This window comes from Tildeniella sp. (genome assembly GCF_059505325.1).
Genome location: NZ_JCACKI010000073.1, coordinates 79,249 through 106,032, shown reverse-complemented (window position 1 = coordinate 106,032; position 26,784 = coordinate 79,249). Strand labels below are relative to the sequence as shown.

At 53.4% G+C, this 26,784-nt stretch carries 19 protein-coding genes; 14 read left to right on the top strand and 5 right to left on the bottom strand.

Annotation, left to right across the window (positions count from 1 at the left end):
• The first annotated feature begins 636 nt into the window (after nt 1-636).
• From ndhL to map, 9 genes are all read left to right on the top strand, one after another.
• Entirely contained in the window at nt 637-855 is a 219-nt protein-coding gene (gene ndhL, locus AC5JO6_RS26480) for an NAD(P)H-quinone oxidoreductase subunit L (RefSeq protein WP_496084134.1), read from the top strand.
• Nucleotides 856-932: 77 nt separating this feature from the next.
• On the top strand, nt 933-1,259 hold the full coding sequence (locus AC5JO6_RS26475) for a DUF3007 family protein (RefSeq protein WP_496084037.1): 327 nt from the start codon (nt 933-935) through the stop codon (nt 1,257-1,259).
• 130 nt (nt 1,260-1,389) lie between these two features.
• A complete protein-coding gene (gene trpA / locus AC5JO6_RS26470; protein WP_496084036.1) occupies nt 1,390-2,190 on the top strand; it encodes a tryptophan synthase subunit alpha in 801 nt (266 codons plus the stop codon).
• Nucleotides 2,191-2,789: 599 nt separating this feature from the next.
• Nucleotides 2,790-3,761 carry a DUF7507 domain-containing protein gene (locus AC5JO6_RS26465; protein WP_496084035.1) on the top strand — a complete coding sequence of 324 codons (972 nt, stop codon included), beginning with the start codon at nt 2,790-2,792 and terminating at the stop codon, nt 3,759-3,761.
• Nucleotides 3,761-7,504 (top strand): hypothetical protein, encoded by a 3,744-nt coding sequence (locus AC5JO6_RS26460; RefSeq protein WP_496084034.1) that lies wholly within the window; start codon nt 3,761-3,763, stop codon nt 7,502-7,504. Before AC5JO6_RS26465 ends, AC5JO6_RS26460 begins: the two co-directional genes overlap by 1 nt.
• On the top strand, nt 7,501-9,789 hold the full coding sequence (locus AC5JO6_RS26455; RefSeq protein ID WP_496084033.1) for an OmpA family protein: 2,289 nt from the start codon (nt 7,501-7,503) through the stop codon (nt 9,787-9,789). The genes AC5JO6_RS26460 and AC5JO6_RS26455 overlap by 4 nt, the downstream gene beginning before the upstream one ends.
• 54 nt (nt 9,790-9,843) lie before the next feature.
• Nucleotides 9,844-11,658: a hypothetical protein gene (locus AC5JO6_RS26450; protein WP_496084032.1), complete on the top strand. Its 1,815-nt coding sequence runs from the start codon at nt 9,844-9,846 to the stop codon at nt 11,656-11,658.
• A gap of 119 nt (nt 11,659-11,777) precedes the next feature.
• Nucleotides 11,778-12,362, top strand: a complete 585-nt coding sequence (locus AC5JO6_RS26445; RefSeq protein WP_496084031.1) for a pseudouridine synthase — start codon at nt 11,778-11,780, stop codon at nt 12,360-12,362.
• Between the two features lie 11 nt (nt 12,363-12,373).
• Nucleotides 12,374-13,153 (top strand): type I methionyl aminopeptidase, encoded by a 780-nt coding sequence (gene map, locus AC5JO6_RS26440; protein WP_496084030.1) that lies wholly within the window; start codon nt 12,374-12,376, stop codon nt 13,151-13,153.
• A 375-nt stretch (nt 13,154-13,528) separates the two neighbouring features.
• On the opposite strand, the gene gmd is transcribed toward map, so the two are convergent.
• Nucleotides 13,529-14,608 (bottom strand): GDP-mannose 4,6-dehydratase, encoded by a 1,080-nt coding sequence (gmd, locus tag AC5JO6_RS26435; RefSeq protein WP_496084029.1) that lies wholly within the window; start codon nt 14,606-14,608, stop codon nt 13,529-13,531.
• 356 nt (nt 14,609-14,964) lie between these two features.
• On the opposite strand from gmd, the gene AC5JO6_RS26430 reads away from it, so the two are divergent.
• Nucleotides 14,965-15,525 carry a phycobiliprotein lyase gene (locus AC5JO6_RS26430; RefSeq protein ID WP_496084028.1) on the top strand — a complete coding sequence of 187 codons (561 nt, stop codon included), beginning with the start codon at nt 14,965-14,967 and terminating at the stop codon, nt 15,523-15,525.
• Nucleotides 15,506-15,634, top strand: coding sequence for a hypothetical protein (locus tag AC5JO6_RS26425; RefSeq protein WP_496084027.1), 129 nt, complete (start codon nt 15,506-15,508; stop codon nt 15,632-15,634). Before AC5JO6_RS26430 ends, AC5JO6_RS26425 begins: the two co-directional genes overlap by 20 nt.
• 320 nt (nt 15,635-15,954) lie before the next feature.
• Here the strand turns inward: AC5JO6_RS26425 and AC5JO6_RS26420 are convergent, their stop codons facing one another.
• The 3 genes from AC5JO6_RS26420 to AC5JO6_RS26410 form a co-directional block, all read right to left on the bottom strand.
• Nucleotides 15,955-17,028: a hypothetical protein gene (locus AC5JO6_RS26420; protein ID WP_496084026.1), complete on the bottom strand. Its 1,074-nt coding sequence runs from the start codon at nt 17,026-17,028 to the stop codon at nt 15,955-15,957.
• A gap of 289 nt (nt 17,029-17,317) precedes the next feature.
• Nucleotides 17,318-20,104, bottom strand: a complete 2,787-nt coding sequence (locus tag AC5JO6_RS26415) for a DUF3769 domain-containing protein (RefSeq protein WP_496084025.1) — start codon at nt 20,102-20,104, stop codon at nt 17,318-17,320.
• Nucleotides 20,105-20,209: 105 nt separating this feature from the next.
• Nucleotides 20,210-20,326, bottom strand: a complete 117-nt coding sequence (locus tag AC5JO6_RS26410; RefSeq protein WP_496084024.1) for a photosystem II reaction center protein I — start codon at nt 20,324-20,326, stop codon at nt 20,210-20,212.
• A 463-nt stretch (nt 20,327-20,789) separates the two neighbouring features.
• Here AC5JO6_RS26410 and AC5JO6_RS26405 point away from each other — a divergent pair, with 463 nt between their 5' ends.
• Nucleotides 20,790-21,980, top strand: a complete 1,191-nt coding sequence (locus AC5JO6_RS26405; RefSeq protein ID WP_496084023.1) for a glycosyltransferase family 4 protein — start codon at nt 20,790-20,792, stop codon at nt 21,978-21,980.
• A 6-nt stretch (nt 21,981-21,986) separates the two neighbouring features.
• Here AC5JO6_RS26405 and hpsE read toward each other — a convergent pair whose 3' ends face one another.
• Entirely contained in the window at nt 21,987-23,021 is a 1,035-nt protein-coding gene (gene hpsE, locus AC5JO6_RS26400; RefSeq protein WP_496084022.1) for a hormogonium polysaccharide biosynthesis glycosyltransferase HpsE, read from the bottom strand.
• A 257-nt stretch (nt 23,022-23,278) separates the two neighbouring features.
• On the opposite strand from hpsE, the gene AC5JO6_RS26395 reads away from it, so the two are divergent.
• Nucleotides 23,279-23,818 (top strand): DUF1499 domain-containing protein, encoded by a 540-nt coding sequence (locus AC5JO6_RS26395; RefSeq protein WP_496084133.1) that lies wholly within the window; start codon nt 23,279-23,281, stop codon nt 23,816-23,818.
• A gap of 264 nt (nt 23,819-24,082) precedes the next feature.
• A complete protein-coding gene (locus tag AC5JO6_RS26390) occupies nt 24,083-26,776 on the top strand; it encodes a tetratricopeptide repeat protein (protein ID WP_496084021.1) in 2,694 nt (897 codons plus the stop codon).
• Nucleotides 26,777-26,784 lie beyond the last annotated feature (8 nt).

Below are 26,784 nucleotides of genomic sequence, written 5' to 3'. Positions count from 1 at the left end.
TTGAGAATTGGACTCTCCCTTTACCCTCGACTACACGTTAGGGTAGCTCCCGTCGAGTCTCTGCACCTTCCGAGGGAAGAAGTGTTGAGTAGCGCTCCGCGCCGCTGCGCTAGAGAGTTTTGAGGTTTGAGTTAATGTTTAACCCAAGCGGCAAAACCGATCGACTCACACCATCACCTCGGCTTGGCTCAGGATTGCCCTGTTGAAGAAAAGGGTGTGGGGTGTGGGGTGTCGGGTATTGGCGTTAGACAGTTCCGATTGAACTCAAATCTTGAGCCTTTATCCTTTAGCCTACTGCTTCGCAGAAGCAAGCTACATCCTTTAGCCTTTAGCCTTCATCCTTCATACCTCAATTTAGGTTTCCCTGAGTTTGAGAGCCGTCACTTGATCGATTTCTCCATCAAGGCTCAGTTGTCTAAGTCCGTTGCGTCTACCATTCCGCCATGCCCCCATAGTTGGATCATCAATCCATTTGTTTATTGCACCATCAATTGAGGTATTTGTGCAACTTCCTGATAATTTTCTGCACGTTGGTTGCTGGCGATCGTACCCGTGCAACCAATCCTTGCCCACAAAACACGGCGCGGAGGACAGGCAAGCGGTAGAATATTGGCAATTCCATCCTTTGCCATTTCTATGGATATTACGGTTGCCCTTCTCTATCTAGCTCTCGCTGGTGCCTTTCTGCTGGTTGTCCCGGCTGCCCTCTACTTTTACTTAAACAAGCGCTGGTATGTCGCCAGTTCCTTTGAACGGGCATTTATGTACTTCCTGGTGTTCATGTTTTTTCCAGGCTTGCTCTTGCTGGCACCGTTTCTCAACTTCCGTCCGCAGCGCCGTCAAGTGGCTGGTTAAGTGGGAGGTGGTTGTAACTCGTCCCGTTTCTTACCCCTCCTTTTGGGGTTGCCTTGCGTTCTTAGCCATACACATAGATGCGACGGATTGATGCTATCGGGATTAGCTTTGGAGTCTTTGCGGCTGGCGGACTCGGCTATCTGCTTTTGCAAGGCACAGGTTTAGACAGCACCACAGCAGGCATCTGGACACAGGTGGCACTGGTGGGCGGCTTAATCGGTTGGGTCGCTACCTATGCTTTTCGCGCTGTCACGCAGACGATGACCTACAATCAGCAGCTCAAAGATTACGAAGAAGCGGTGCTGCAAAAACGCTTTGAGGAATTGTCACCGGAAGAGCTGGCAACATTGCAGGCAGAGATTGAGGCGGAGAAGGGGAAAGAGGGAGTAGGGAATGGGGAGTAGGGAGTCGGGAATGGTTCCTTCCTAAACTTCTGGAGAGTTCTCTGCATTTTGAATGCTAACCCTTCTGGCTTCTGAACTCCTGGCTGCTTGTCTTCTAACCACTAAAAACTAATCACTAAAAACTTCTAGAATGACTTCGATCGCCCAACGCTTTGAAACTCTGCGTGACCATGCCCGCTGTGCGCTGATTCCCTTTATTACGGCAGGTGACCCAGATTTAGAAACCACAGCGGAGGCGCTGCGGGTGCTCGATCGCAATGGTGCCGATTTCATTGAACTGGGGGTGCCCTATTCTGACCCGCTGGCGGATGGTCCGGTAATTCAGGCGGCGGCAACACGGGCATTACAGCGAGGCACACGGTTGGATGATGTGCTGGAGGTGGTGCGATCGGTCAGTCCAACTATCCAAGCGCCCCTGATTTTGTTCACGTACTACAACCCGATTTTGAGTCGCGGCGTTGAAACCTATTTGCAGCAGATTGAGGTGGCTGGAGTGCGTGGGCTAGTAGTACCCGATTTGCCGCTGGAAGAGGCGGAAACGTTGCTGAAGCCAGCAGTAGAGTATGGCATTGAGGTAACGCTGTTGATTGCGCCGACCAGTCCAAAGGAGCGCATTTTGGCGATCGCCGAGCGGTCTCAGGGGTTTATTTACCTGGTCAGCACAACAGGCGTAACGGGCGTAAGAACGCAGGTGCAATCACGGGTAAAGGACTTGCTACTGGAGTTACGCACGGTAACAGACAAGCCGATTGGGGTTGGCTTTGGCATTTCGCAGCCGGAGCACGCGCGTCAGGTGATGGAGTGGGGAGCAGATGCGGCGATCGTCGGTAGTGCGTTTGTCAAGCGCTTAGCTGATGGTACGCCCGCTCAAGGACTTCAGGCGATCGAGACCTTTTGCCAGAGCTTGAAAGCCGCGATCGCGCCTATCTAAGAGTTTTACAGAAATAACAGCATGGTCTGTAGCCGTCAGCGAAAAGCTGATAGTTGATAGCTGATAGCTGATAGCTGATAGCTGATCCAAAAGTGTGGAGTTATTTTTTAGCAAGCTCTAAGGGGCTAATGCAAGACGTTGCGGTGCGGCACCCATGCTGGACAAGGTATATGTCCGTCCGGGCATGGCTCGTTAGTCCCCTGTAGCTGTCTCCTGCGGCAGTTAATAAGCATGTAGCGTTTCCAAAGCATGAATCAGATTTCAATACGACTTTGGTACGAAAAGCGGCGTTTAACGGCGATCGCTAAGATTTTGCAGGAAATATTAAGTTTTTTAAACTTTTTGCGGGATTTATGTTTTTCTAAAGGATTATGGCGGGGTTCGGTACTATCACTTACGTGGTATGTGTTGCTGTTGGTAACGTGTTGGTCTAAATTGCCTGTCTCAGTATCGCTAAAAGCGTTGCCAGTAGTGAATTTTAGGCTTTTTTGTTGCTTTTGGGCAATCCTGCTGTAGATTTATTCAAAGGTTTGCATCTGCTGTTGGTTGACTTTCAGTACCGCATAAATACTGACTTGGGTTTTGGATGAGTGTGAGGAGTGAGTTTTTTGAAGAAACTGCCAGGACGGGGCTTTCTCCACGTCTTAGCAGCCGGGGTTTTGCTTGGAGGAGTCTTCTCTTCTGCTTTGCCCGTCGTTGCTGATGACGTTGTGATCACGAATACTGCTTCAGCGAGGTTCAAAGACAGACCAGGAGGTCCCGATCGGGCTGCTAACTCTAATCCGACGACTTTTACCGCGACAGCAAATCGATCGAGCTTAGAAATTGTCAAAACAGCCGATCGAGCGGCGGCTGAACCGGGTGATACGGTTGTGTATCGTCTGCAAATCAAGAATACGGGCGCAGCAACAGTCGCCCCGCTGCAAGTCACCGATACCTTGCCTTTGGGCTTGCAGTTTGTTAATACGTCGGTGCGCGGCTCATTGGCGACAGGTAGTAGTGCTACCCAGGTTGCCATTGCCACTCCAACGGTGAGCGGACGCACAGTCACGTTTGCGTATCCCAGCCTCGCGCCGCAGCAAACGCTGACGCTAGTCTATGCCGCCTTGCTTACGCCCGATGCGATACGGGGTACAGGCAGGAACCTGGCTGTAGCACTGGGGCAAACGGCAACTATTCCAGTCCAAAGCAATACTGCCAGTTACAGGCTACAAATTCGTCCTGGTATTCTGGCTGACTGCGGCACGGTCATTGGGCGGGTGTTTGTAGACAAAAATTTTGATGGCGAACAGCAGCCTGGAGAGGCAGGGGTTCCTAATGCGGTCATTTTTATGGATGATGGCAACCGCATTACCACCGATGTCAACGGGTTGTTCTCGCTGTCCTACGTCATTTCGGGTACTCGTACTGGCACGCTGGATTTGACCAGCCTGCCCGGTTATACGATCGCTCCAAACTTATACCGCATTGAGGCAAACAGCCCCTCGCGCTTAGTCCGTTTGGCTCCGGGTAGCACCGTGCGGATGAATTTTGCCGTGACACCTAGCTTTAACGAACGGGGGCAACGGTAATGCGACATGTATCGATTAGTCTGGCATTGATGTCTTCCCTGTTGGGTGCGTTTGCCGCGATCGTGCCAGCTCACACCCGCGAGCTACCCTCTTTACCTGTATCGTTGCCCGTCAAGCAGGTGACAGACGTAAAAGCGAAGTCACCTGAAGCGGGTCAGCCAGCCTCTGCCGAAACATCCAAGCAGAGTCAGGTAATTGCCCAAACGCCCTCGCCTGTTGCACCCGCACCGACTCCAGTTGCGCCTGATGTCCGCATTCTGGCACCACAGGCAGCTACTACAGGTGAGCGATCGACCAGCTTGATTGTGCAGTATCCAGCGGCGACGAAAGTGCAGGTTACGGTAAACAAAAAACCGCTTGATCCTGCTGTTCAAACTCAGATTCAACCGTCTGCAACCGAGAATACGGTCACTCAGGTTTGGTACGACATTCCACTGCAATCGGGTGAGAATACGCTGACCGTGCAGCCAGAGAGCGGTACACCAGTGACTGTGACTGTGACGGTGAAGGAAACGGCTGCCCGTTTGGAGTTTTTGCCCACTACCGACCCGCGTGTTCCGGCTGATGGACGATCGTCCGTCACGATGGAAGGGCAGGTCATCGATGAGCAAGGACAGGCGATTGCGGAGGATGCGATCGTTACACTGACCGCCAGCGCAGGCAAGTTTGTGGGGGCTGACCAGGATGCCGAGCGTCCCGGTTTTCAAGTATTAGCCAGGGGCGGCAAATTTACTGCGCGGCTTCAGTCCAACCTGGCACCGCAAAAGGTTCGCATTCGTGCTGCTGTCGATTTGCGCGAGGCAAAGCCAGCCCAACCGAGTGACCCAAACCGACCGTTGCCGCCCATTCAAAAAGCGAACGATGGGCGATCGCGCTCTGAGCCTGTCCTCAGTCCTGCGCCCTTAGCACCGTTGGCAGGCATTTCGCCCCAACTTTCAGAGCTAGAAGCATATACGCAGGTCGAGTTCATTACCAATTTGCGCCCATTCATTGTGTCCGGGTCAGTCAACCTACGACTAGGGGCACCTGGAACTGATTATTACGGCAGTTTCCGAGATTTTCTCAGCCTCGATCGCATCAATGACGGCTCACCCCGCTTTGACTTTGGCGCTGCTGCCTTTGCCACAGGGCGCATTGGCGAATGGCTGTTTACAGGCGCGTTCAACAGCCAGCGTCCGCTGAACCAAACGTGCGACAACACCACCAACTTATTTCGGAATACGCAGGCATGCGATCAGGTCTATCCCGTCTACGGCGACAGCTCCACGACCGATTATCTGACCCCCTCCATTGACAGCGTTTATCTAAAGCTGGAGCGCACGTCTAAGGTGCCCGGTGCTGGCTCAGACTTCTTCATGTGGGGCGATTACAGCACACCAGAACTGGCAACCGCGTCGCAATATTACACGGCAACCAACCGCCAACTGCACGGCTTCAAGGCAAATTACAATCTGGGCAACTTCCAGGTAACGGGCTTCTACGCCAACAATCTGGAAGGCTTTCAGCGCGACACGATCGCCCCCAACGGCACCAGCGGCTACTACTTCCTGTCGCGGCGCTTGGTGAAGGCGGGCAGCGAACTGGTCTACCTGGAAACAGAGGAAATCGGTCGCCCCGGTACGCTGGTCGATCGCAAGCAGCTTTTCCAGGGGCAGGACTACGAATTTAATTATGACAGCGGGTCACTACTGTTCCGCCGCCCTGTACAGACGACTGAATTTGACCTGTTTGGGCGCACGCTGGTCCGTCGCATCGTTGTCACCTATCAGTATGAAGGCACTAGCAAAGACACTAGCCTTTATGCCGGACGAGTGCAGTACAACTTTGCCCGCACACCAGGGTTGGAAAGCTGGGCAGCCGCGAGCTACCTGAATGAAGGACAAGGTGGCAGAACGTTTGCCTTGTTTGGTCTGGATGCGCTGATTCCCTTGGGCAGAGATGCCAAGCTGCTTGCAGAATACGCCCGATCAACCAACGATTCCATTTTTCGTGGCACCATCCGAGGCAGTGCCTACCGCATCGAACTCAACGGCAAACTGACACCGGGCGTTCTGGCGCGGGCATACTACCGATCGGTAGACGAGAACTTCTCCAACGATGCCACGTTCAGTTTCGCACCAGGACAGACCAACTACGGTGCTGAAGTGTCCGCAAAGGTGACACCGTCTACCAGCCTGTTGTTCCAGGTCGATCGAGAAATCAACTTTGGCATTGCCTCAGCAGTGCGCGGTATTACCTCCGTTGCCTCAGCGGGTTTGACCGACCTGTTCAACCCAACGCGCGACCCCATTCCGGGAACGCGAGTGGACAACAGTCTCACCACCATTCGGTTGGGCGTGTTGCAAAAGCTGGGTACGGCAGAAATCGGGTTTGATTTTGTGAATCGCACCCGCGAGGATCGCATCGATCCAGGTTTGCTGGATCAGGGCAGCAGTCAGTTGATTTCCCGCTTGAACGTGCCGCTGGCAAGAACACTCGTGTTCCGCGCCCAGAACGAGACCAATATCGCCACGCCCGATCCGCTTTACCCCAATCGCACTACGCTGGCACTCGATTGGGCAGTTATGCAGGGCGTAACGCTGCGGCTGGCACAGCAGTTTCGAGATGAAACCAGCATCTATCGCACGAACTCCATTACCAGCCTGGACACGATCGTCGATCAGCGTCTGACAGAAAATACGTCCTTCACCGGACGCTACTCCATCCTGACTGGGGGGAATGGGCTGACGAATCAAGGCGCGATCGGTCTCAACCACCGGATCAAAATCGCGCCTGGTCTACGCGCGAACATCGGCTACGAGCGCATCTTCGGCGATATTTTTGCCTACACCGCCGCAGGGCAGCAGTTTGCACAGCCCGTTGCCGTAGGGCAAAGCGCTGCCTCGCTGGGCATCACGGGCGGCGACAGCTACAGCGTGGGGCTAGAGTACGTCGACAACCCCAACTTCAAAGCGACCGGACGCTACGAGTACCGTACCTCCAAGGCTGGCAACAACACTGTCATCTCAGCCGGAGCCGCTGGTAAGCTGTCACCTGCATTTACAGTACTGGCGCGCTACGACCAGGGCAACTTTGCTAACCAACTGTTGACGGGTTCTGGGTTGGGCGACACGATTAACTTCAAAGCAGGTCTGGCATACCGCGACCCTAACAGCGATAAGTTCAACGCCCTCCTGCGCTACGAATATCGTCAGAATCCTTCCTACATTCCCGATACGCTTCTGTTCAACAGCGGCACGGGTTCCACAGTGAACCTGTTCGCAGTGGAGGCAATCTATGCGCCTAATTACCGCTGGGAGTTTTACGGTAAGTTTGCCCTGCGAAATACCAAGTCCTACCTGGCAAGAGATTTGTTGGGCACTAATTCTATTACTTTGGCACAGGCTCGCACCAGCTATCGGCTGGGCTATCGCTGGGACATAGCGGGCGAAGTGCGCTGGATTGGTCAACCCGACAGCGGCTATCAGGAGGTTGGTTTTGTAGCCGAGGTCGGCTACTATGTCACGCCCAATTTACGCGTGGCAGCAGGCTATAGCTTTGGCGATGCTCAGGACCGAGACTTTGGCGATCGCGATCGGGGCGGTTTCTTCGTCGGTCTCAGCCTGAAGCTTGACCAACTCTCTGATGTCTTTGGCTTCAAACGCAACATTGCACCGCCACAGCAGCAGGAGTCGGTCATTAAACCTGTGGCAGACGCTTCTGTGACTCCACAAGTAACGCCTGATGGAGGACAAGGGAAATGAGCAAACAGCATCAGGATGGTATGAAGCAGAAGGCAGAGGGCAGAAGGCAGGAAGCAGAAGGCAGAGGGCAGAGGGCAGAGGGCAGAAGGCAGTATCAAATGTCGCTTTTGCTGGGGCTTCTGAGCGTTTTTGTCAGTGATATAGGGTTGACGCAAACGCCGGATGTGTCCGCTGCGTCGTCTTTGCGGGTGACGGTGAATAGTAATCAGGATGGAGCGATCCAGGCGGATGAGGTGCTGACGCTGCGGGAGGCGATCGCGATCGTCAACGGCACGTTACCACTGGACAAACTATCGCCTACCGAGCGATCGCAGGTGGAACCACAAGCGTTTGACGCATCAACTCAGATTGCGTTTAGCTTGCCGGAAGGACAAACCACGATTCGTCTGGTAGACGTGCTGCCTGCGTTACAGCGTCCTGGCTTGCTGATCGACGGTACTACGCAACCGGGCTATCAGGCGAACCAATCTGCCATTAATGAATTGCCGATGCCTGTGCCAGTAGTGGCGATCGCGCCTGCCGAGGGCAAAGAAGTGTTTCGTGGGTTCACCGTTGCGGCTAATGCCATCACCATTCGTGGGCTGAGTCTCTATGGCTTCACCTCCACTCACCGCGAAACTGCCAGCACACCTCCTGCGGATATTTTCATCACTCATCAACTGCCACCCCCCGATATCAGCAAACGTCCTACACCTGCCAACTTTGCGCCGTACTACAAAAACGACGTGCCAGTGCAGAATGTAGTGATTGAGAATAATTGGTTGGGGATAGCACCGTCGGATCAGCAGTCAGCAGTTAGCGGTCAGCAGTCAGCTTCAACTCAAAACTCATCTAGATCTCAAGATTCTCCCCGCTCTGCGTTTGGGGTGTCTGTGTTCGATGCCACTGGCACCGTCATTCGTCGCAACTGGATTGCTGATCACGATGGGAGTGCCATCATTACCTCAGTGAAAGCAGAGAATTTACAGGTCAGCGAGAACGTGATTACGGGCAACGGTGTGGCAGGGATGCCAGATGCTATTCGGCTGGAAGGTGCTGTCAACCAGTCGCAAATTACAGGTAATCTCATCTGCGGCAACGATGGCAGCGGTGTCTACCTGTTTAAGCCCAATGGTGCTGTGCAGATTAAAGACAACCAGATTATCTACAACGGCAGGCGGCTCCGACGAGCAGCGGTTTATCTGATGGGCAGTAACCATCAAGTAACGGGCAATCAAATTGGTTATCAAGCAGGACCGGGTGTCGTGGTGGCAGCCTATCCCACCAGCCAACAGAACCAGATTGAGGCGAACCGCTTCTCTAATCTGGAGGGATTGAGCATTGATCTGGTCACGCGGCAAGGAACAGGCGCGTTTGGGTATGCCGATCCGGTCGTGGAAGCAGGGACGGATGTGTATGACTATCAGCGGGGTGATGGTGTCAATCCGCAGCGTGACACGCCGAACCGTCGTAAGGAAACGGGTAACGATGCCATTAACGCACCTCGGTTTGCCAGCAAAGAGTTTTTTGCCCTCAAGTCTGAAACCGACAAACCATCGGTACAGATCTTGGGGAAAGCTGATCCAGGTTCCAAGATTGCGATTTATCAGGTCACGGGCAAGGATGATGGTTTCGGTCCGTTGAGTGAACCGATCGCCACTACAGAAACTGACGCAAAGGGCAACTTCAGTACGACGATCGCAGCCTCTCCGGGTGAGTCGATCAGCGCGATCGCCACTGACCCGCGCTACGGTACCTCCGAACCCGCTCGTATAGCAGTCGTTCGATCACTCGATCCATCTGCCCCCCCAGCCTCCTCTGCTTCCCCCGCTCCCCAGCCTCCCACTGCCCCGCCTCGTTGCACCACTCCGGTTGCTCAACAGCCACCAGCAACAGAACCGCCACCCAAAATCGTGCGTCTGACGGTGCCTAGAAACATCCACTTCGCGCTCGACAAATTCAACATCAGTCCAGCGACCGCTAGAGTGCTCGATCGCATCGCGCAGGTGCTCGTCGAGAATCCTTATATTCTCGTGACGCTTGAAGGACACACCGATCCTCGTGCCAGCGATGCGTACAACCTGAAACTGGGCGAAAATCGGGCGATCGCGGCGCGCAACTATCTACTACGACGAGGCATTACGCCAGAACGTATGACTATTCGATCGTTGGGTGAGCGCAAGCCCCTTTCTCCGGGTAGGACACGACTCGATTATGCGCGCGATCGACGCGTCGAACTAATCTATCGCGATGCCAGAGACATCGAAGTGATCATTCAGGAACAAGATTTGCAGATTGAACCATGAAGCCGATCGCCTCATGCTAACCCCCCTTTGAGTATTTTCCCTGTGTGAGGATTGATGAACCGTCCCCTTAAAAAAATTCTTACCCTCTCGTCTTTGAGCCTGCTCCTCGGCTCCCAGACGTTGCTACCACCCCTGCCTGCACAGGCACAAATTTTTGACGGCTTTACTGGGTGTCCTGCTGGTACACGAGAAGGCGCAATTAACCTTGTCACCAACGGCAGCTTTGCTACCTCTCCTGGAGTCGTGAATGCGCCGTTGCCAAATGGCAACCCTGCCGGGTTTTTAAGTGATTTGCCTTACAGGGCTGATGGTGCTTACCCAGATGATAATCCGGCTCCGCCAACTCCACTGGGCGGTCTTGCTATTCAGACCGGTTCAATTAACTTTCTAAATGGCATCGTGCTAGGGCAACCGTTCCCTGGAGATGCTGCCAATGGAGTTGCTCCTTCAAACACTTACCTCTATTCCAACCCGAACGCCAGCGCTAATACGCCACTGGTGGCAGGTTCAGCATTCCCCAATCCAATCATTTGGCGGCAGATCCTGCCTGGGTTACGTCCCAATGCGAGCTATAACTTTACGGCTTACTTCTTCAATCTCCTGAATCCCGCTGACCCCAACAACGCGAACGCGATCGATCCCATCATTCAGTTTCTTGCTGGACCTCCGGGTGGTGCCAATACTGCGTTTGTTCCAACGCTTCAGGGAACGACTGTAGGGCGAACGCAGACATGGACTCGGGTGCAGGGTTTGTTTCGCACCACAAATCAAACGTCCCTGGAATTACGGATTGTTGACCAGGCAAATTCAGTCAATGGAGATGATTTTGGACTGACAGCAGTAGGCTTCAGGGAATGCATTCCCATTTTGGGCGTTGCCAAGCAGGCGGGTACACCAGTGCAAAATGCTGATGGCACTTACACCATTCCTTACACCCTGCGTGTGCGTAACTTTGCCCCTGCAAATAGCACTCAATTTGACCTCTTAAACCTGCAGCTAACTGACAATCTGGCGCAGGCGTTTGCCTCTGCCACGCTCAATTCGGTTAGTGGCATTCAAAGCCCAACGTTGACTGTCAACGCGGGCTTCAACGGCGGCACAAACCAAAATCTGTTGCAGGGAACCGATACCTTGCCCTCTGGAACCACTGCCACCATTACGTTTAACGTCAATATTACGCCGGGAACGGGAGCCAATGGCTTCGGACCTTTCAACAACACAACGACTGCTACCGCAACGAGTCAGGGAGGATCGCCCGTCAGCGATCAATCGAACGATGGTGCGAATGCTGACTCTGACAACGATGGCAATCCTGCCAATAATAATGTACCGACGACTGTTTCTCTAAGCCCCTCAGGTGGCGGTGGTTCTGGAGCATTCCGTTTGGTCAAGCGCATTACCAACGTCATTCGTAATGGGACGCAGCTAAGTGGGGTCAATTTTGGTGCCTTTGTGGATGGCGCGGGCGATGATGATAATGCGCCTGGATTTACTCAACTTCAGCCCGGAAACGCACCGATCGGTCAAATCAACCTTGATCCCACGACGGTCAAACTTCAGAGTGGCGATGATGTGGAGTATTCGGTCTACTACCTCTCGGATGGCACGGGAACCGCGATCGATGTCAGCATCTGTGATCCCATCCCATCAGGCACTTCGCTTACAGCAAATACGACGCAGATCCGGCGTAATAATGGCGCGATCGCCACTAGCGGTACCGTGTTTGCTCCACTTGCGCCTCTGCCAGCAGGAAACACCTGCCCTGATGCCACCAATCAAAATGGTACGGTGATCTTTGATCTGGGTGATGTTCCAAACACTGCAGGCAGTAACTTTGGGTTAGTACGCTTCCGAGTCAGAGTCAATTAATAGTTTTTGGTTTTTGGCTGTTAGTAGTTAGTGTTTGATAATTAATCACTCCCTACCTAGACCAGTGCCTCAAAGTGAGCGTCTAAAAACTAATAACCAAAAACTAACAACGTCTGAGCGTGTACCGTTACTTGCTGTTTCACAAACCCTATGATGTGCTGTGTCAATTTACTGATGACGGCTCCAATGGGGTACGACGCACACTCAAAGATTACATTCCAATTTCAGGCGTTTATCCCGTTGGGCGGCTCGATCGCGATAGCGAAGGGCTGCTGCTACTGACGAATCACGGCTCTCTGCAACATCGTCTCAGCGATCCCAAGTTTCAGCATCCGCGCACGTATTGGGTACAGGTCGAACGGACACCTGATGCGGTCGCGCTTAAACAACTACGGCAAGGCGTGATGATTCAGGGCACTCAAACACGTCCCGCGATCGTGACATTATTGACAGAAGCACCGACTCTACCACCGCGTGATCCACCGATCCGCTTTCGCAAAACCGTACCAACTGCTTGGCTAGAACTAACGCTCACCGAGGGGCGCAATCGACAGGTGCGGCGTATGACGGCAGCCGTAAACTTTCCCACACTGCGACTGGTGCGCGTGGCGATCGCCCATCTTCAGCTCACCGGACTTGTTCCTGGGCAATGGCGCGATCTAACGCTCGCAGAACTCCACCCGTTGCAGGATCTTTGTCGGTAGAATAGAAACCTATGGAACGCGAAGTCATCACCCTCCTGTCCCCACGGGAAATCGACAAAATGCGTCAGGCGGGACACCTGGCAGCGAAATTGTTGCACCATCTTTCTGCCCTGGTGCAACCCGGTGTGAGCACCCTCGCACTCAACGACGAAGCCGAACGTTGGACTCAAGCACATGGGGCAAAAAGTGCGCCACTGGGCTACAAAGGCTTTCCAAAGTCCATTTGTACCAGCGTGAATGAAGTTGTTTGTCACGGCATCCCCAACGCTAAGCAAATCTTGAAAGACGGCGACATCATCAATATCGATGTGACAGTGATTTTGGATGGTTATCACGGCGATACCTCCAAAATGTTTTTTGTCGGAGAACCATCGCCGATCGCCCGCAAACTGATTGAAGTCACTGACGAATGCCGTCGTCGGGGCATTGCCGCTGTCAAACCCGGTGCCAAGATTGGCGATATTGGTGCTGCCATTCAGGCATATGCTGAAGGGCAAGGCTTTTCCGTTGTGCAAGATTTTGTGGGGCACGGCATTAGCAAAGTCTTTCATACTGCGCCTCAAATCCCTCACTATGGCAAAGCGGGTACAGGCAAAAAGCTGCGATCGGGCATGGTGTTTACCATCGAACCGATGATTAACGAAGGTACCTGGGAAGTCAAAGTCCTCGCTGACAAATGGACGGCTGTAACGCTCGATCGCAAGCTCTCTGCCCAGTGTGAACACACGATCGCCGTCACTGAAACTGGCGTAGAAATTCTCACACCTTACCCAGGGGAAGACATTTCCTAGGGCGCGTCATCAATTAGCTCCAAAAACTTGCGGTATCAGCATGATCGCGCCCGCCCCAACACACCAGGCTAGGGGCTGGACCCCTTGCTGCAAGTCATGTGTAGTTGTAATTGATGACAGCCCCTAGAACGGATGCTACCTAACCGTCCGACAAGGCGAGATCTCCAACTGCCTTCCTCCTATGCAATTGCCTAAGGAATAAGAATTCAATCACATTGAGTTTTGTAGGATGTGTATAGCCTACTCTTCGAGAAGCAAGCTACGGCATGGCTTCACTAAAGGCGCTAGCCGTAACGCATCAAAGCCCCGAAAGCGATGCGTTACGCTGCGCTGACGGCATCCTACGCAGAATTACGGGTCATTTAATCCACGATCCTAAGGTCTCAGATGACTCACATTTTGGCGAAGGGTCGCGCGATCGCCAACGATTTGTGGCAGATGTCCGTTCAGCGGAATCAGTCCCAGTCCCTTCAGGTCGGCTTCTACCATTAGAAAGACGAGCTGCTCGAAGGTAACGGATGGCTGCCAACCCAGTGTTTCACGGGCTTTGGTGGCATCCCCGATTAAAAGTTCGACTTCGGCAGGGCGCAGGTAGCGATCGTCAAACTCGACATAGTCCTGCCAGTTCAGATTGACATACCCAAAGGCGATGGCGAGAAACTCATGAATTGCGTGAGCTTCACCAGTCGCCACCACGTAATCATCGGGTTTATCCTGTTGCAACATCAGCCACATCGCTTTGACGTAATCTTTGGCATATCCCCAATCGCGCTTGGTATCAAGGTTGCCCAGGTAGAGCTTTTTCTGCTGTCCGGCAATAATGCGAGCGATCGCGCGGGTAATTTTGCGGGTCACAAACGTTTCGCCACGACGGGGTGACTCATGGTTAAACAAGATTCCATTTGCCGCAAATAAACCGTAAGACTCCCGGTAGTTGATTGACTGCCAGTGAGCATATACCTTCGCGCAGGCGTAAGGGCTACGAGGATAAAAGGGCGTTGTTTCCCGCTGCGGAATTTCCTGCACTTTGCCATACATTTCAGACGAACCCGCCTGGTAGAAGCGTACCTGGATGCCTGTGCGGTGCTGATAGTCCCGCATGGCTTCCAGCAGGCGCAGCGTACCCATACCGACTGTATCAACCGTGTATTCTGGCGAGTCGAAGCTAACGCGGACGTGAGATTGAGCACCAAGATTATAAATTTCGGTCGGCTTGACGGCTTCAAGAATGCGTCGCAGCGTGGTGCCGTCCGTCAGATCGCCATAGTGCAGAAACAGTCGTGCTGTTTGGTCATGCGGATCTTCATAGATATGATCGATGCGATCGGTGTTAAACGTAGACGTGCGCCGGATAATACCGTGGACTTCATAGTCTTTTTCTAATAAAAGTTCGCTTAAATAAGAGCCATCTTGACCCGTAATGCCAGTGATGAGTGCCCGTTTGCGTTGCGTCATAGTAAAAGCGCCTGGATGGAACGTGATCAAACAGCGGGGTCTGTAGGTTCAAGCTGCCCTACCAAGTCTCGGCGTTGCTGAATGCAAGTATGATTTCCCACCCTGCGGGAAGCGAGCTACATCCCCAGCCCTTCTCTTCAAGGAGAAGGGAGCTAGAATCCAGTCCCCTCGACCGTCGGGAGAGGGCTAGGGTGAGGGCAGCTTTGACCATTCATACCTCTGTTCAGCAACGCCCAAGTCTCTTCTTAACCTACGGTGCTTTGTCGCTGTCTTCCTCACGTTCTCGCAACTGACGCGCTGCTAACCTTACAATAAGTGAAATAGCAAGCGTCCAGAACAAAGGATCGTGGTCAACGATGGATATTGTGGAGTTTTTCCAACGCAGTAGTGGCAAATGGTTTTCGCAGCGCTCCAGCCACCATTCGGCTGTGCAGCAAGGCAAAGGGGGACAGTCAGAGCTTCAGATTGAGCTGTTACCCAAAACCGATTCAGCGGTGATCAAGCTGTGCGAACAAGCCAACCTTGATCCAACTCTGGCGCTTTGCGGTGCGCGGATTATGTGGGACGGTACGATCGAGGGGGACAACAAAAAGCAGAAAGGAAGCACTGTACTGGTACCGATCGCCGATCCCGATCGCCCTAATGAAGGTCAATTACTACGCGAGATGGGCGCTGGCGAGATGCCTATAGCGGGACGCTACAGCATGGGTAGTGATGAAGCTCTGACGCTCATTGCCGAAGCTGAAACGATGTACTCAGAAGAGCGTCTGTGGTTTGCCAATCCAAACTTACGGTTTCGCACCAGCATCGTAAAGCAGTCTGGTGGTTTTAGCACAGCATCGTTCTGCTCTGAGATTCGGAAGGGCGTGACTAGTCCACCAGCGGCGACTCAAGCCGTTGCTGAAAAAAAGGCATAGAACTGGGACTACGAAAAGCGGTCAGCGGTCAGCGGTCAGCGGTCAGCGGTCAGCGGTCAGCGGTCAGCGGTCAGCAGTCAGCGGTCAGCGGTCAGCAGTCAGCTCATGATTTAAAGCTGATAGCTGATGGCTGATAGCTAATAGCTGATAGCTGCTTTGAAAGTGTGCAGTTATTTTTTAACAAGCTCTTAGCTTTAAGCGGCGATCGCTTGGCTCAAACCAAGCGAGAAACTTGCCCTCTGATTCAGAAACGCTCTGTACTGTCTGCACGCTAACCGCTGAAGCAGCTAGGGAATGAGAATTAAATAACATTGGCTTTTGTAGGATGTGTTAAGCGTTAGCCGTAACGCATTACAAGTCTTGGAGTCGATGCGTTACGCTGCGTTAACGCATCCTACGCAAGTATGCGGTTTTATTCAATCCACGATCCTAGGTGCCTGGAGGAGACGTTTCTTCTTCTGAATCTTTTTCTGGTTGGACAACGGCTTTGAGCTTGCTGTGAAAATCTGATGGTTGCTCAGGGGTAAACTGGTGAATGGGCTGCTTACTGGCGGCTTCTGTAAGCCAAATTGGTTGGTAGCGCGCTGTCAGATGTAGCTGTAGTTTTGGCTTGAGCGTGTGAGCCATCAGCCCAAAGCCTGGAGGCGCTATTTTAGCATCCACTGCTTGATGATCAAGCTGCTGCAAAATTCTGGCGATCGACTCCGTTTGAGCAGTTGGCGCTTCCACCTCGCTAGCAGGTAAAGCTACAGGGGGAGCCTCATCGGTTAACGGCTCGATTTCCGTAAGTTGCTCTGGCTCAGACGGTTCTGCTGTAAGCGCGATCGGCTCCGGCATCGCTTCGTCGATCGCCTCAGGTGTGGCATCAGCGTCAGGCAGTATGGCTGGGTTGGCGTTGCTCTGAACAGACGCTTCGCTGTGCGGCTCGGTCAATGGCTTGGACGGCTCGTCCGATCGCAGCGTGTAGGAGTATTGCATAGAGGACTGCTGCTCTGTTTGAGCGTGTTTTTGGGCATCCGCCAAAGCAGCCAGTTCTTTGCTGTGAAGCGTTCGTAGCGCCAGCATTACGTCTGCTTCTGGTAAAACAGGCTCCTCAAAGCTAGGAAGCTGTAACGCCACCGTGTGGTAAGGAAGCTTAGTCTCTAACGTTGCCGCCTGCGATGCAATGCCGCTTCGAGGAGCAGGGGATAGTGGCAACAGGCTTGCGGGCAAATGGTCACAAACCAAACGCTCAAACTCATGATTGAAGTGATAGAGCGGCTGACTGCGTCGTTGCCACAGTGCTAAAATTTGCTCAACCGAAATCGCTTTGTAACGACCTTGATAGAGCGCTTCAATAATTGCCAGCCGTAGCCAAGCTGCTGGATATTGCTCCTGCCAGGCTAACAGTAATTGTGCGATCGCGTAGCCACCCAAATCAAACCCATAGTGATGCAGCAAACTAACTGCATCAGCAGCGCTGTCGTTCGATCGTTCGGTAGAATGGTTGACCAGCTCAGTCATGTACCCTCACTGTGGCAGCCAGGCGCTTGAGGGGTAAGACAAACGCCACTTATCCCAAGTGTATATTTTGACTCACATAAGCGGTAGCGATCGTGAAAGCCATACATAAATCCAGCTATCAGCTATCAGCTATCAGCTATCAGCTATCAGCTATCAGCTACAGCGATCCGGTTTGATCGGTGAAAGTTGCCATGAATTCGCTATCAGCTTCAGGTTTCAAAGCTGACCGCTGACCGCTGACGGCTGATCGCTGACCGCTGACCGCTGACCGTCAACCGCTATAATCCATCTACTCATCGCGCCGCAAAATCACACCACCTTCTACAGGCGTGATGTCAGAGTTTTCAAACGTATCGGTGCCACCTGTCCAGTTAAAGTCACTGATGCGTAGACCGATCGCACCAATCGAGAGTACGGGATTGTAGCGTAAGACGATCGCGTAGGTGCGACGGCTATATTCCAAAATGTAATCCGTGCTGAACTGATTGCTTGAATCTAAGTTGATTGAGGTCTGGAAGCCAATCCGAAAGGGACCATAGAGTTGTTGGGTGATGCCAAGGCTCAGCACGCGGGTATCAACGGTGCGATCGAAGAGAAAGGGTGATTGTCCACCGCCAATATACTGGGTATAGCTGATGTTAAAGGCAGTGTAGTCAAAGAACTTGCGGGAAAAATGCCCAAACTGCCCACCGAGACCAACGCTGGCAATCAGATTGTTCTGCGTATCGCCACTCGTATAAGCACTGGTCACCCCTCGCAGGGACACTCCCAGACTGACATACGGTACCAGCGGTATTGGACTATAGCGCAACCCTTCCTCTGGTGTTGGCGGCAGCGCTGTTCCTCGCCAGAGCGTGAAGCCTCGCGATAGCTGCACCGTCGCTTCAAATCGACCCAGACTGATCCGGTTGTTGGTGCGGTTGGCGCTCAAGAGGTCGAGGCGATCGGTATCAGCGTTAACGTATTGAAAGCCCGTTTGATACGTTAGTTCGATGCCAGATTTACCCAGCAAGATTCTGGGCGAAAGTAGCACGGCTCCTAAACTGCTTTGTACCGTTTGGAAGCCTAATGAGCCATTGAACAGGCGATCGCGGTAGCTGTATTCCAACGCCAGAGTATGGGTGCCCACCAGTTGTCGTGCCCTCAGGCTGGCTCGCACGTTGTTTTCAAGGTCGCTGAAATCCAGACTCGTAAACGACACCTTACCGCGAACGTCCGTCAGCGGACCTGGAGTAACATTCAACGCCGCTTGGAAGCCAAAATTCTCGGCTTTGAAAGGGTTGCCACCATTCGTAATGGCACGCTGCAAGAAAATTTGGGGTGTGAGCGTAAACCGCACCGTATTGGAAGACAACACATTAAACGTGCGTCCTACAAATAAGCCGCCCCGATCTTCATCGTCGTAGCCAAACTCGAAGAGTGCTGGCGATCGCTGCCGACGATCGAGCGCAAACACTGGCAGGAAAAACGGCAGCGTGAAGCGCTGGTCAAACACGAGGCGAGGACGCTTTGTTCGCACTTCGTCTCGTAGCGGCGAAACGCGAGTGAGAGTGGCTTCCTCAGATTTCAAGACCAGTTCGGGTGGCGAAAACGGGTCATTTGTAATTTGGATGTTTTTGGCAACCCAGCCATCAGGCGTAAAGTCAATCCGATCAGCCTCAAAGCGCAGCCGCCGGACTTGTCCACCCCGGGGCACGCCACCAGGAACTCGGCTAATATCCCTACCAAAGCCCAGCCCAACTCCGAGGCTGCCAGGACTATTGACATTCTGCGTTGGCTGAGCAGCCGTGATGCGATCGCTCACAGGACGGGCGATCGTCACACCTTCATTGCGGGTTCCCACCCCCAGATCGGTACTCGCATCGGCAAGAGAAATTTCGCCCCTGGCATTCAGCAGTGTGCCAACCCCCTGCACAAAGCTATATTCCAACCGCTGCCCGCGCAAGACCTGGGTGCCCCGCGTGAGCGCCACATTACCCTCAGCGACCGCCAGCCGATTGTCCAGATTGACCTGTACGCGATCGGCATCCAGCAACGCACCCTGAAACCGCATCAAAACTTTACCTTCTGCGGTAAAAATCTTGCGCTGCTCATCATATTCCTGACGGTCTGCGGTTAGCTCAATCACTGACCCAACGCCCGGAGTTGTCCCGTTGGTCGGTGCAGTCGGTTGTGGAGGCTGCGTGGGAACGGTCTGGGCTGGTGCTTGAGTCGGTGGTGCTTGAGTCGGTGGTGCTTCTGGTTGAACAGGTGCCTGGTTAGGCGGTGGTAGCGGAACCGGATTGCCTGCGGGTTGATCTAACGTTGGAATCGGCAAAAGCAAGGGTGTTTGGTCAGACGCTTGAGCGTGAATCGACAGACCTGGCTTGCCAGGAGCACCCGCTTCTTCCTGAGCCAGTGTTTCTTGGGCAAACTCGTCGAGCACGATCGCATCGCTCAACCCTGACATGAGAGCCGCCTCGCGCGTCATCGGGGCTGAGTAGGTGGTACCGGAAAACGAATACACCACTGACTGCGACGTGTCTAAAACTGCCGAGGCATCCAGCGATCGATGAACGGTAAAAGCAGGCTTCTTATGAGTCGTTTGAGTCGTTTGAGCGTGAGCCGATGGCATGGCGATCGACGGTATGGGCGTTGGCAACGCAACCGCACCTTCTGACTGCTGCCTGCCGACACGCCGTCGCTCCCATGCCGCTTTGATCGTATCAACCTTGTCGTTGAGCGTTTCTTTTGGCTCGACCGCTTTGGCTAGAGGGTTGAAAACATTTGCTCGTTGGGCATCCTTAGAAGATGGGGCATCCTTCAGCAAATAGCCTGTTGTGGTTGTGCCTAAGAGTGCCGCTTGCGAGACACCTGACTGCTCCATAAAAGCGGCTGCTGACGGCAAGCTCTCGGCTTCAGGCACCGCTGGAGTAGAGGCTACAGACTCAACTAAGCGGGGCTGCTTTTTGGGGCTTTCGGTCTGGATCGATTCCAATTCTGAAGCGACCAGGGGAGCCTGTGGTGAATGACTAGCGTCTCTAGACGGAGTAGCGATCAGAGCTGGAGGAGTGGGTGGCGAAGCCGGATAGGGCATATTGAGGCAGTCTCAAACGAATAAGCAACCCCTGAGGGTTGCTTTACTGGCAAATGGCGGGTAGCCCGCGCCACCCCCACCATCACGTTGCAATGCAGGCTCAGTCTACTCCAAATCGCGCTGCTTCGGGTTACGGGCAGGGTCATTAGACAAAAAGCCAAAGATAAACAGAGCAACAAAGAAACCAACAACAATATAGACGGCAATTTTGAGAGTGACCATACCACTAGCTCCAGAAGAATCAAAAGACACACGATCGATCAGTACGGCTCGATCGCTTTCTTATCATACAGAAATGCCGTTCCGTTTTCGCCTTGGCGATCGCGTCTGTCGTTCGCGTGACAAGATATCATGCCTATGCGGTGATGTAAAGATTCAGTAAACGTCATTACTCGTGGCGATAAGTCTCTAAGATAAACCTCAAACGTTTTTCAGATGCCACTCTTTCGACTAAGCAGCGCTCACTGTTGTCACAACCAATGCAGGTCGAATGCCCCCTGTGTGTCAGCGTCGTGTTCTCCCCTTCAAGCCGCTATCCATCACTAGCTGGAACGGTCTCTTGACCTGCGCCAGCTTTTCGTGCCCCATCCGCTAGCAACGCTTCTGCGCGATCGACTCCCTTGACTCAAGCAGCCGATCGCGCCTACAAGACTATTCACGGCATGAGTTTTAAGAGCAGCAAACGATGCATCGCCAGTTAAGCATTCCAACCGCTTCAAGTGTTGACCAAAAACAGTATCACTTCGGAGCGATTCTCAGCGTCGGCATGGGCAACATGACCCGCTACCTGAGCTTTCGCAAATACGCCGAGCGCGACGCTGCGGTCAACTTTGTCTGGGCACCTGTCAAGCATTTCATTGCCCCCGACGAGCCAAACCCCTTGCGGTACCTACCCGAACCGTTTTATACACGGGCAGTCATTCTCTACCAGTCGGCTCCCGTACTCCGGCAACTGCATCGGTTCGATGCTGTCCTGTTCCACATGTTCGAGGCATATACCGTTGCCTGTTGCCGCAACCTGTTTCGCAAACAGCCCCTCCTCATCTGGAACAATGATGACCCACCCGTTGTCAGCCCCGCAACCCATCCGCTGTATCCCAAAGACCGCAACAAAGCCTTGTGGCGACACCAGTTTCGGCTGAGCCTCGATCGCGTGTGCGCCAAACGGACAGAGGCATTCATTCCCTGGTCTCGGTGGGGCAACGACATTCTAGTCAGTGAGTGTGGCATTCCCCGCGAAACAGTGCAGCCGATTCACCCTGGCTTAGATTTAGAACTCTGGTCAGCCGTTGCGGCACCCAACGTGGACACGGCTGCCAAAGCGAAAATTCTGTTTGTTGGAGGCGATTTTGTTCGCAAAGGTGGCGATCTGCTGCTGCAAGTTTTCAGCCAGCAGTTTGCGGACAGCGCTGAACTCCATTTGGTCACAAAAGAGTCTCTCGCAGCGTTGCCAAATGTTTATGTCTACCCCGACCTCGCGCCGAATGATCGTCGGCTTGCCCAGCTTTATGCACAAGCCGACCTCTTCGTTTTGCCCACAACAGCCGATCTATCGTCCTGGGCATGTCTAGAAGCAATGGCATCTGGTTGCGCGGTCATCAGCACCAGTGTCGGTGGTGTCGGTGATATTGTGCGTCATAACGAAACGGGATTGGTTATACCTATTGGTGATGCGGCAGCCCTGGCGACAGCGATGCGATCGCTGCTAGAAAATCCAACGCTGCGTCATCAGATGGGTGTGCAGGGACGCAAGGTTGTAGAACGCGAGTTCAACGCTGCGGTCAATGTGCCGCGTGTGCTTGCGGTGATGAAAGCGGCGGTCGATCGCAAGCGTGCAACAAACCTGGATCATCATCCGGCTGCCAAAAAAACTTAGCCGACGCTAAACACCAACATTACGCATTGGTACTACCTGTGGTTGCAGTGGTTCAGCAGGACTGTCATCATACCGTCGTGCGCGCGGCGTAGCAAAGCAACTGAGAAAAATACCAATCTGACGCTGCAACAAACACGCTTTGACAATATCGATCTCTAACTGATTGCGGTAGCGCAGGTAGAACAGTGCCACTCTCAAAGCACCCACAAGGACTAATGCAGGCACCAGCAGCATCAGCAAGGGTTGCTGCCAGGGATGCAGTCTAGACAAGCGTAAAGCATGAGCCGATAACCCGCTTGTCCGAGCAATTTTAAGCAGATACTCAGGCTCTAAGCGTCTTGCAGGTAGGTGGTGCCATACCTTCATCTGACCGTTGTGCCATACTTCCCAGCGACTGTTGATGATGTAGTGCAAGACTTCAACATCTTCGGCACACGTTGCCATAAAGCGCCAGGATTCATCTCTGCCCCATAGGCGGCGGCGTTGAGGCACCGCCTCTTCCCATGCCTGCTTACGAAAAACACAGCCCGGATTGACTGGAGAACGGCGACTCATAAACGTTCTGGGATACTGGAAGTCTGTGTCTCCAGAGTCACTAACGGCTAGCAAAAACTTGATGCGATGAAACTCCTCAGGCGAAGGAATATCTAGCTGTGGGTAAATATTGCCCCCATAAGCACCCGCTTGAGGATGGTCTTGACCAAAACGATAGGCGGCATCTAGCCAGGTTTCTTCGGGCAGATTATCGTCGTCTAAAAAGCCAATGAGCGCCTCACTTGCCGCTTCACGCATGGCTAGTTCACGCGTATAGCCGCCACCTTGACGCGGTTCAGAGAGATACCGAATGTAGCTGTCTTGCCGCCACCGTTGAGTATACTCAGCCACAACAGCCGCTGTTCGATCGGTGCTGTTATTATCAACAATCAGCACTTCCCAACGCAGCCCTTCATGATTCGTTTGGGCAAGTAGCCGATCTAACACCTCTGGCAACCGTTTCTCAGCGTTATATGTGCGGATGGCAACGGTAAAATCAATTGGCATGGCAAGATAACGGTAGGTGACCTACATCATTATGAGTACCCAGAATAAGAGTGTTTCTATCTTGTAGTTTCTTCATTTCTGCACCACTTTACATAAAGCTTTGATAATTTTTGCAGAAAGCGTTTTGACATCGGCTGTGGCAGTTCATCTAGTTAGCTTTCAGCCTTCAGCGGTCAGCTATCAGCTTTGATCACCCTACTGCTGATTTCAATGAGACAACCCACTCTAAAAGCCCAATTGCTATGGTTAGAACGCCCATGAATGTCGATCGCCCCTTCTGGCAAACCTCGCGCTCAGTGCTGCCCATCTTTTTTGCGTCCACGCTGCTGCTGTGCTGGTTTATCACAGCAACGCCAGCCGTTGCGCTGTCGCTACCATCTACACCCGTCGTCGGTGCGCTGTTCTCCTTGGCGGGCGATCGTCCGGCAAACCTTGGCGTTGCAGCAGGTAAGTTTGCGCCCTGTCCAACTACGCCGAATTGTGTCAGTAGCCAGAGCCAAGATGCAGCCCATGCGATCGATCCTCTTCGCTACACTACCGCACCGGACGTGGCGTTTGACACGCTGAAGTCAACCCTCAAGGCACAACCGAGAGTCAACCTGCTGACGACAACCGCTGACTATATCCGTGCTGAATTCACGATTCCGATCGTCGGCTTTGTCGATGACGTTGAGTTTTACCTCGATCGTGAAGCTAACCTGATTCAAGTCCGCTCTGCCTCACGTATGGGCGAGTCTGACCTCGGTGTCAACCGCAAACGCATTGAGACCATTCGGACGAAACTGGGGGAGGAGTGAGGAGTGAGGAAGCAGGGGTAGCGGGGGGAGTAGGGGGAGCAGGGGGAGCAGGGGGAGTGTTGAGTTTTGAGTAGCGTCGCTGCGCTAGTAAAGTTTTGAGTTAGCTAAGCTTCCTGCCTCCGCCGCCTCCCTTACTTCCTCCGCCCCCCTGCCCATACTGACAAACTACGTAGCGCTTCTCCACTCAGTCTCCGGGAAATAACGGAGCTATAGCGAAACGTCTGTGGCTATAGTTGAGCGGTAACTTGCTATTGATCCCCAGCTATGAATGCGGAAGAATTCTTCAATCAGGGGTTAGCCAAGGCTCAGAAAGGCGATCACAAAGGAGCCGTTGCTGATCTGACTGAGGCGATCCAACTTTACCCTCAGTATGCTGGGGCGCTGTTACACCGAGGAAATTCACGCACAGCGTTGCATGATCACAAGGGCGCGATCGCGGACTTCAATGCAGTGCTGCAAATCAATCCCGCCATTGCGGAAGCGTTGATGGGTCGCGGTACAGCGCTGGCTCACGCGGGCGACAAGCAGGGGGCTGTAGCAGACTTTAATCAGGCGTTGCAGCTCAAGCCTAAATCGGCTGCTGTTTATATTCAACGTGGGATGGTGCGGGCTGATCTCAAAGATCCGGCAGGTGCGCTGGAGGATTTTAATCAAGCATTGCAGCTTGCGCCAAATGCGGTGTCTGCTTACATTCAGCGTGGCATTGTGCAGGCAGGGATGAAGCAGTTCTCTAAAGCGTTGGAGGATTTTAATCAGGCGCTACAGCTTGCGCCAAATGCGATCGCCGCCTACGTCCAGCGCGGCATTCTTTACTCAGAAACAGGGGAGAAAGAACGGGCGATCGCAGACTTTGAGCAGGCGCTTCAGCTCAGTCCTAACGCTGCCAGTATTTACGTTCAACGAGGCATGGTGCGGGCAAAGCAAAAAGACCAGATGGGCGCGATCGCGGACTTTAACCATGCCCTGAAGCTCAACCCTAACCTGGTTAATGCTTACGTGCAGCGCGGCTTATTGCGATCGACGCTCGGTGATGCTCAGGGTGCTCTGGATGACTTTAATCGGGGCTTGAAACTCAATCCGCACGCGATCGCACCGTACATTCAACGGGGCATTGCCTGTTCGGCACTGGGCAACCAACCAAAGGCGCTTGAGGATTTCAATCGAGCGCTGGCAGTCGATCCGCATTCGCTTGAAGCACTGCTGCATCGGGGTAAAGTTCATGCTGAATTGGGCGATCGTGAGACCGCCGTTGCCGATTTTACGCAAGCGCTGACGCTGGATGCTCGCGCTGCAACTGCCTACCTTTGCCGCAGTGCCATGCAGCTTGAATTGGACGATCGCCAGAAAGCCTCTGAAGACTTCAATCTTGCAGTGCAGATCCTGCCCAATGCGGCGGATGCCTACATTGAGCGGGGACTGTTTCGTGCCCAAATCGGCAATCAACGCGCTGCCCTGGAAGACTTTAACCGCTGCCTGCGGATGCACTCCGATTCTGCCGCTGGCTATTTGCAACGGGGCATTTTGAAGACAGCGCTGGGAGAAATTGACGGAGCGATCGCAGACTTTGATCAGGCAATTAAGCTTGACCCCAGTTCGGATACGACGTACCTACATCGTGGTTTGGTCAAAGCGCAACTGGCAGACTTTGAAGGCGCGTTAGCTGATTTAAATTACGCGATTCAAAACGATCCCAATCTGGTGAATGCCTACATTAACCGGGGTGCGATCCACCTCAAGCTAGGCAACACGGATGCGGCTGACGCTGACCTGCAAACGCTATTGAAAATTAGCCCCAATCCCGCGACAGCGGCGCTGAGTCGTGCGTTAGTGCTTGCCAAACTGGGTGATGAACAGGGCGCGATCGCGGATCTGAATCAAGCGCTACAGGCGAACCCAGCGACGATCGCGGCGCACCTTAATCGCGGTATTCTGTTAGCTGCCCTCGGCGATCAGCAAAACGCCCTGGCAGATTTCAACCACGAACTCAAACTCAATCCGTCGTCAGCGGAAACCTTCGTGCAGCGTGGCGTTCTGCTGGCAGTACTGGGCGAAACGGCTGCTGCCCTCCAGGATCTGGATCAGGCATTGGCGCTCAATCCCCGACTGCAAACTGCCCGGTTCCATCGGGGTCAGTTGCATACCGATCGGATTCCCCATGCTGCGATCGCCGATCTCAACCAACTGCTTAACAGCAAAGCGGCTTCCATACCTGCTTACGTCCAGCGAGGGCTGGCACTGATGGCATTGGGCAAGCGCAAACCCGCCATTGATGACTTTGGTGAGGCATTGCGCTTCCAGCCTGCGACTCCAGACGATTACCTATATCTGGGCATCGCGCATACTCAACTGGGCGAAAATCGTGCTACCGAAGCAGACTTTAATCAGGCGGTCGAACACAGTCACTATCCCGTGCAAACCTGCCTTCAGCGGGGAATTTGGCAAGCAACACTGGGCAACACGCTAGGCGCACTGACTGATTTTGATTACGTGGTACAGGTGAATCCTACGCTGGCAACGGCTTACCTCCATCGCGGCATGGTGCGAGCGCTGACTGCCGATACCGAAGGCGCGATCGTGGACTTCTCACAAGTTCTGCAACTCTATCCTGCGTCTACCGCTGCTTGTCTCCATCGCAGTGCAGTTCAGAGCATAATGGGTAATTTCACTGCCGCTGATGATGATTGGAACCAGGCACGACAAAACGGCGCAAAACCTGAAAATGCCTATTACGAAAGGGGTTTGGTGCGGTTAAAGCTGGCAGACAACAAAGGAGCTATCGCTGATTTTGATGCCGCGATCGCCGCCGAGCCTGATTTCACTGCCGCCTACATCAAGCGGAGCAAGCTTCGCGCCACATTGGGCGATCAGGATGGTGCCAACGCCGATTCGCAGAGGGTGACCGAACTGACAAGCCATTTCGACACGACAACAGAGACAACAGGACGCACCGAGCGGTAAACTCTGAG

What these genes read in the sequence shown, in the direction of transcription:
- AC5JO6_RS26460 (WP_496084034.1), top strand. Translation starts at nt 3,761, where the DNA reads ATGCGACATGTATCGATTAGTCTGGCATTGATGTCTTCCCTGTTGGGT.
- AC5JO6_RS26410 (WP_496084024.1), bottom strand. Translation starts at nt 20,326, where the DNA reads ATGGTCACTCTCAAAATTGCCGTCTATATTGTTGTTGGTTTCTTTGTT.
- AC5JO6_RS26430 (WP_496084028.1), top strand. Translation starts at nt 14,965, where the DNA reads ATGGATATTGTGGAGTTTTTCCAACGCAGTAGTGGCAAATGGTTTTCG.
- AC5JO6_RS26405 (WP_496084023.1), top strand. Translation starts at nt 20,790, where the DNA reads ATGCATCGCCAGTTAAGCATTCCAACCGCTTCAAGTGTTGACCAAAAA.
- AC5JO6_RS26390 (WP_496084021.1), top strand. Translation starts at nt 24,083, where the DNA reads ATGAATGCGGAAGAATTCTTCAATCAGGGGTTAGCCAAGGCTCAGAAA.
- hpsE (WP_496084022.1), bottom strand. Translation starts at nt 23,021, where the DNA reads ATGCCAATTGATTTTACCGTTGCCATCCGCACATATAACGCTGAGAAA.
- ndhL (WP_496084134.1), top strand. Translation starts at nt 637, where the DNA reads ATGGATATTACGGTTGCCCTTCTCTATCTAGCTCTCGCTGGTGCCTTT.
- AC5JO6_RS26395 (WP_496084133.1), top strand. Translation starts at nt 23,279, where the DNA reads ATGAATGTCGATCGCCCCTTCTGGCAAACCTCGCGCTCAGTGCTGCCC.
- AC5JO6_RS26475 (WP_496084037.1), top strand. Translation starts at nt 933, where the DNA reads ATGCGACGGATTGATGCTATCGGGATTAGCTTTGGAGTCTTTGCGGCT.
- AC5JO6_RS26420 (WP_496084026.1), bottom strand. Translation starts at nt 17,028, where the DNA reads ATGACTGAGCTGGTCAACCATTCTACCGAACGATCGAACGACAGCGCT.
- gmd (WP_496084029.1), bottom strand. Translation starts at nt 14,608, where the DNA reads ATGACGCAACGCAAACGGGCACTCATCACTGGCATTACGGGTCAAGAT.
- AC5JO6_RS26455 (WP_496084033.1), top strand. Translation starts at nt 7,501, where the DNA reads ATGAGCAAACAGCATCAGGATGGTATGAAGCAGAAGGCAGAGGGCAGA.
- AC5JO6_RS26450 (WP_496084032.1), top strand. Translation starts at nt 9,844, where the DNA reads ATGAACCGTCCCCTTAAAAAAATTCTTACCCTCTCGTCTTTGAGCCTG.
- map (WP_496084030.1), top strand. Translation starts at nt 12,374, where the DNA reads ATGGAACGCGAAGTCATCACCCTCCTGTCCCCACGGGAAATCGACAAA.
- trpA (WP_496084036.1), top strand. Translation starts at nt 1,390, where the DNA reads ATGACTTCGATCGCCCAACGCTTTGAAACTCTGCGTGACCATGCCCGC.
- AC5JO6_RS26415 (WP_496084025.1), bottom strand. Translation starts at nt 20,104, where the DNA reads ATGCCCTATCCGGCTTCGCCACCCACTCCTCCAGCTCTGATCGCTACT.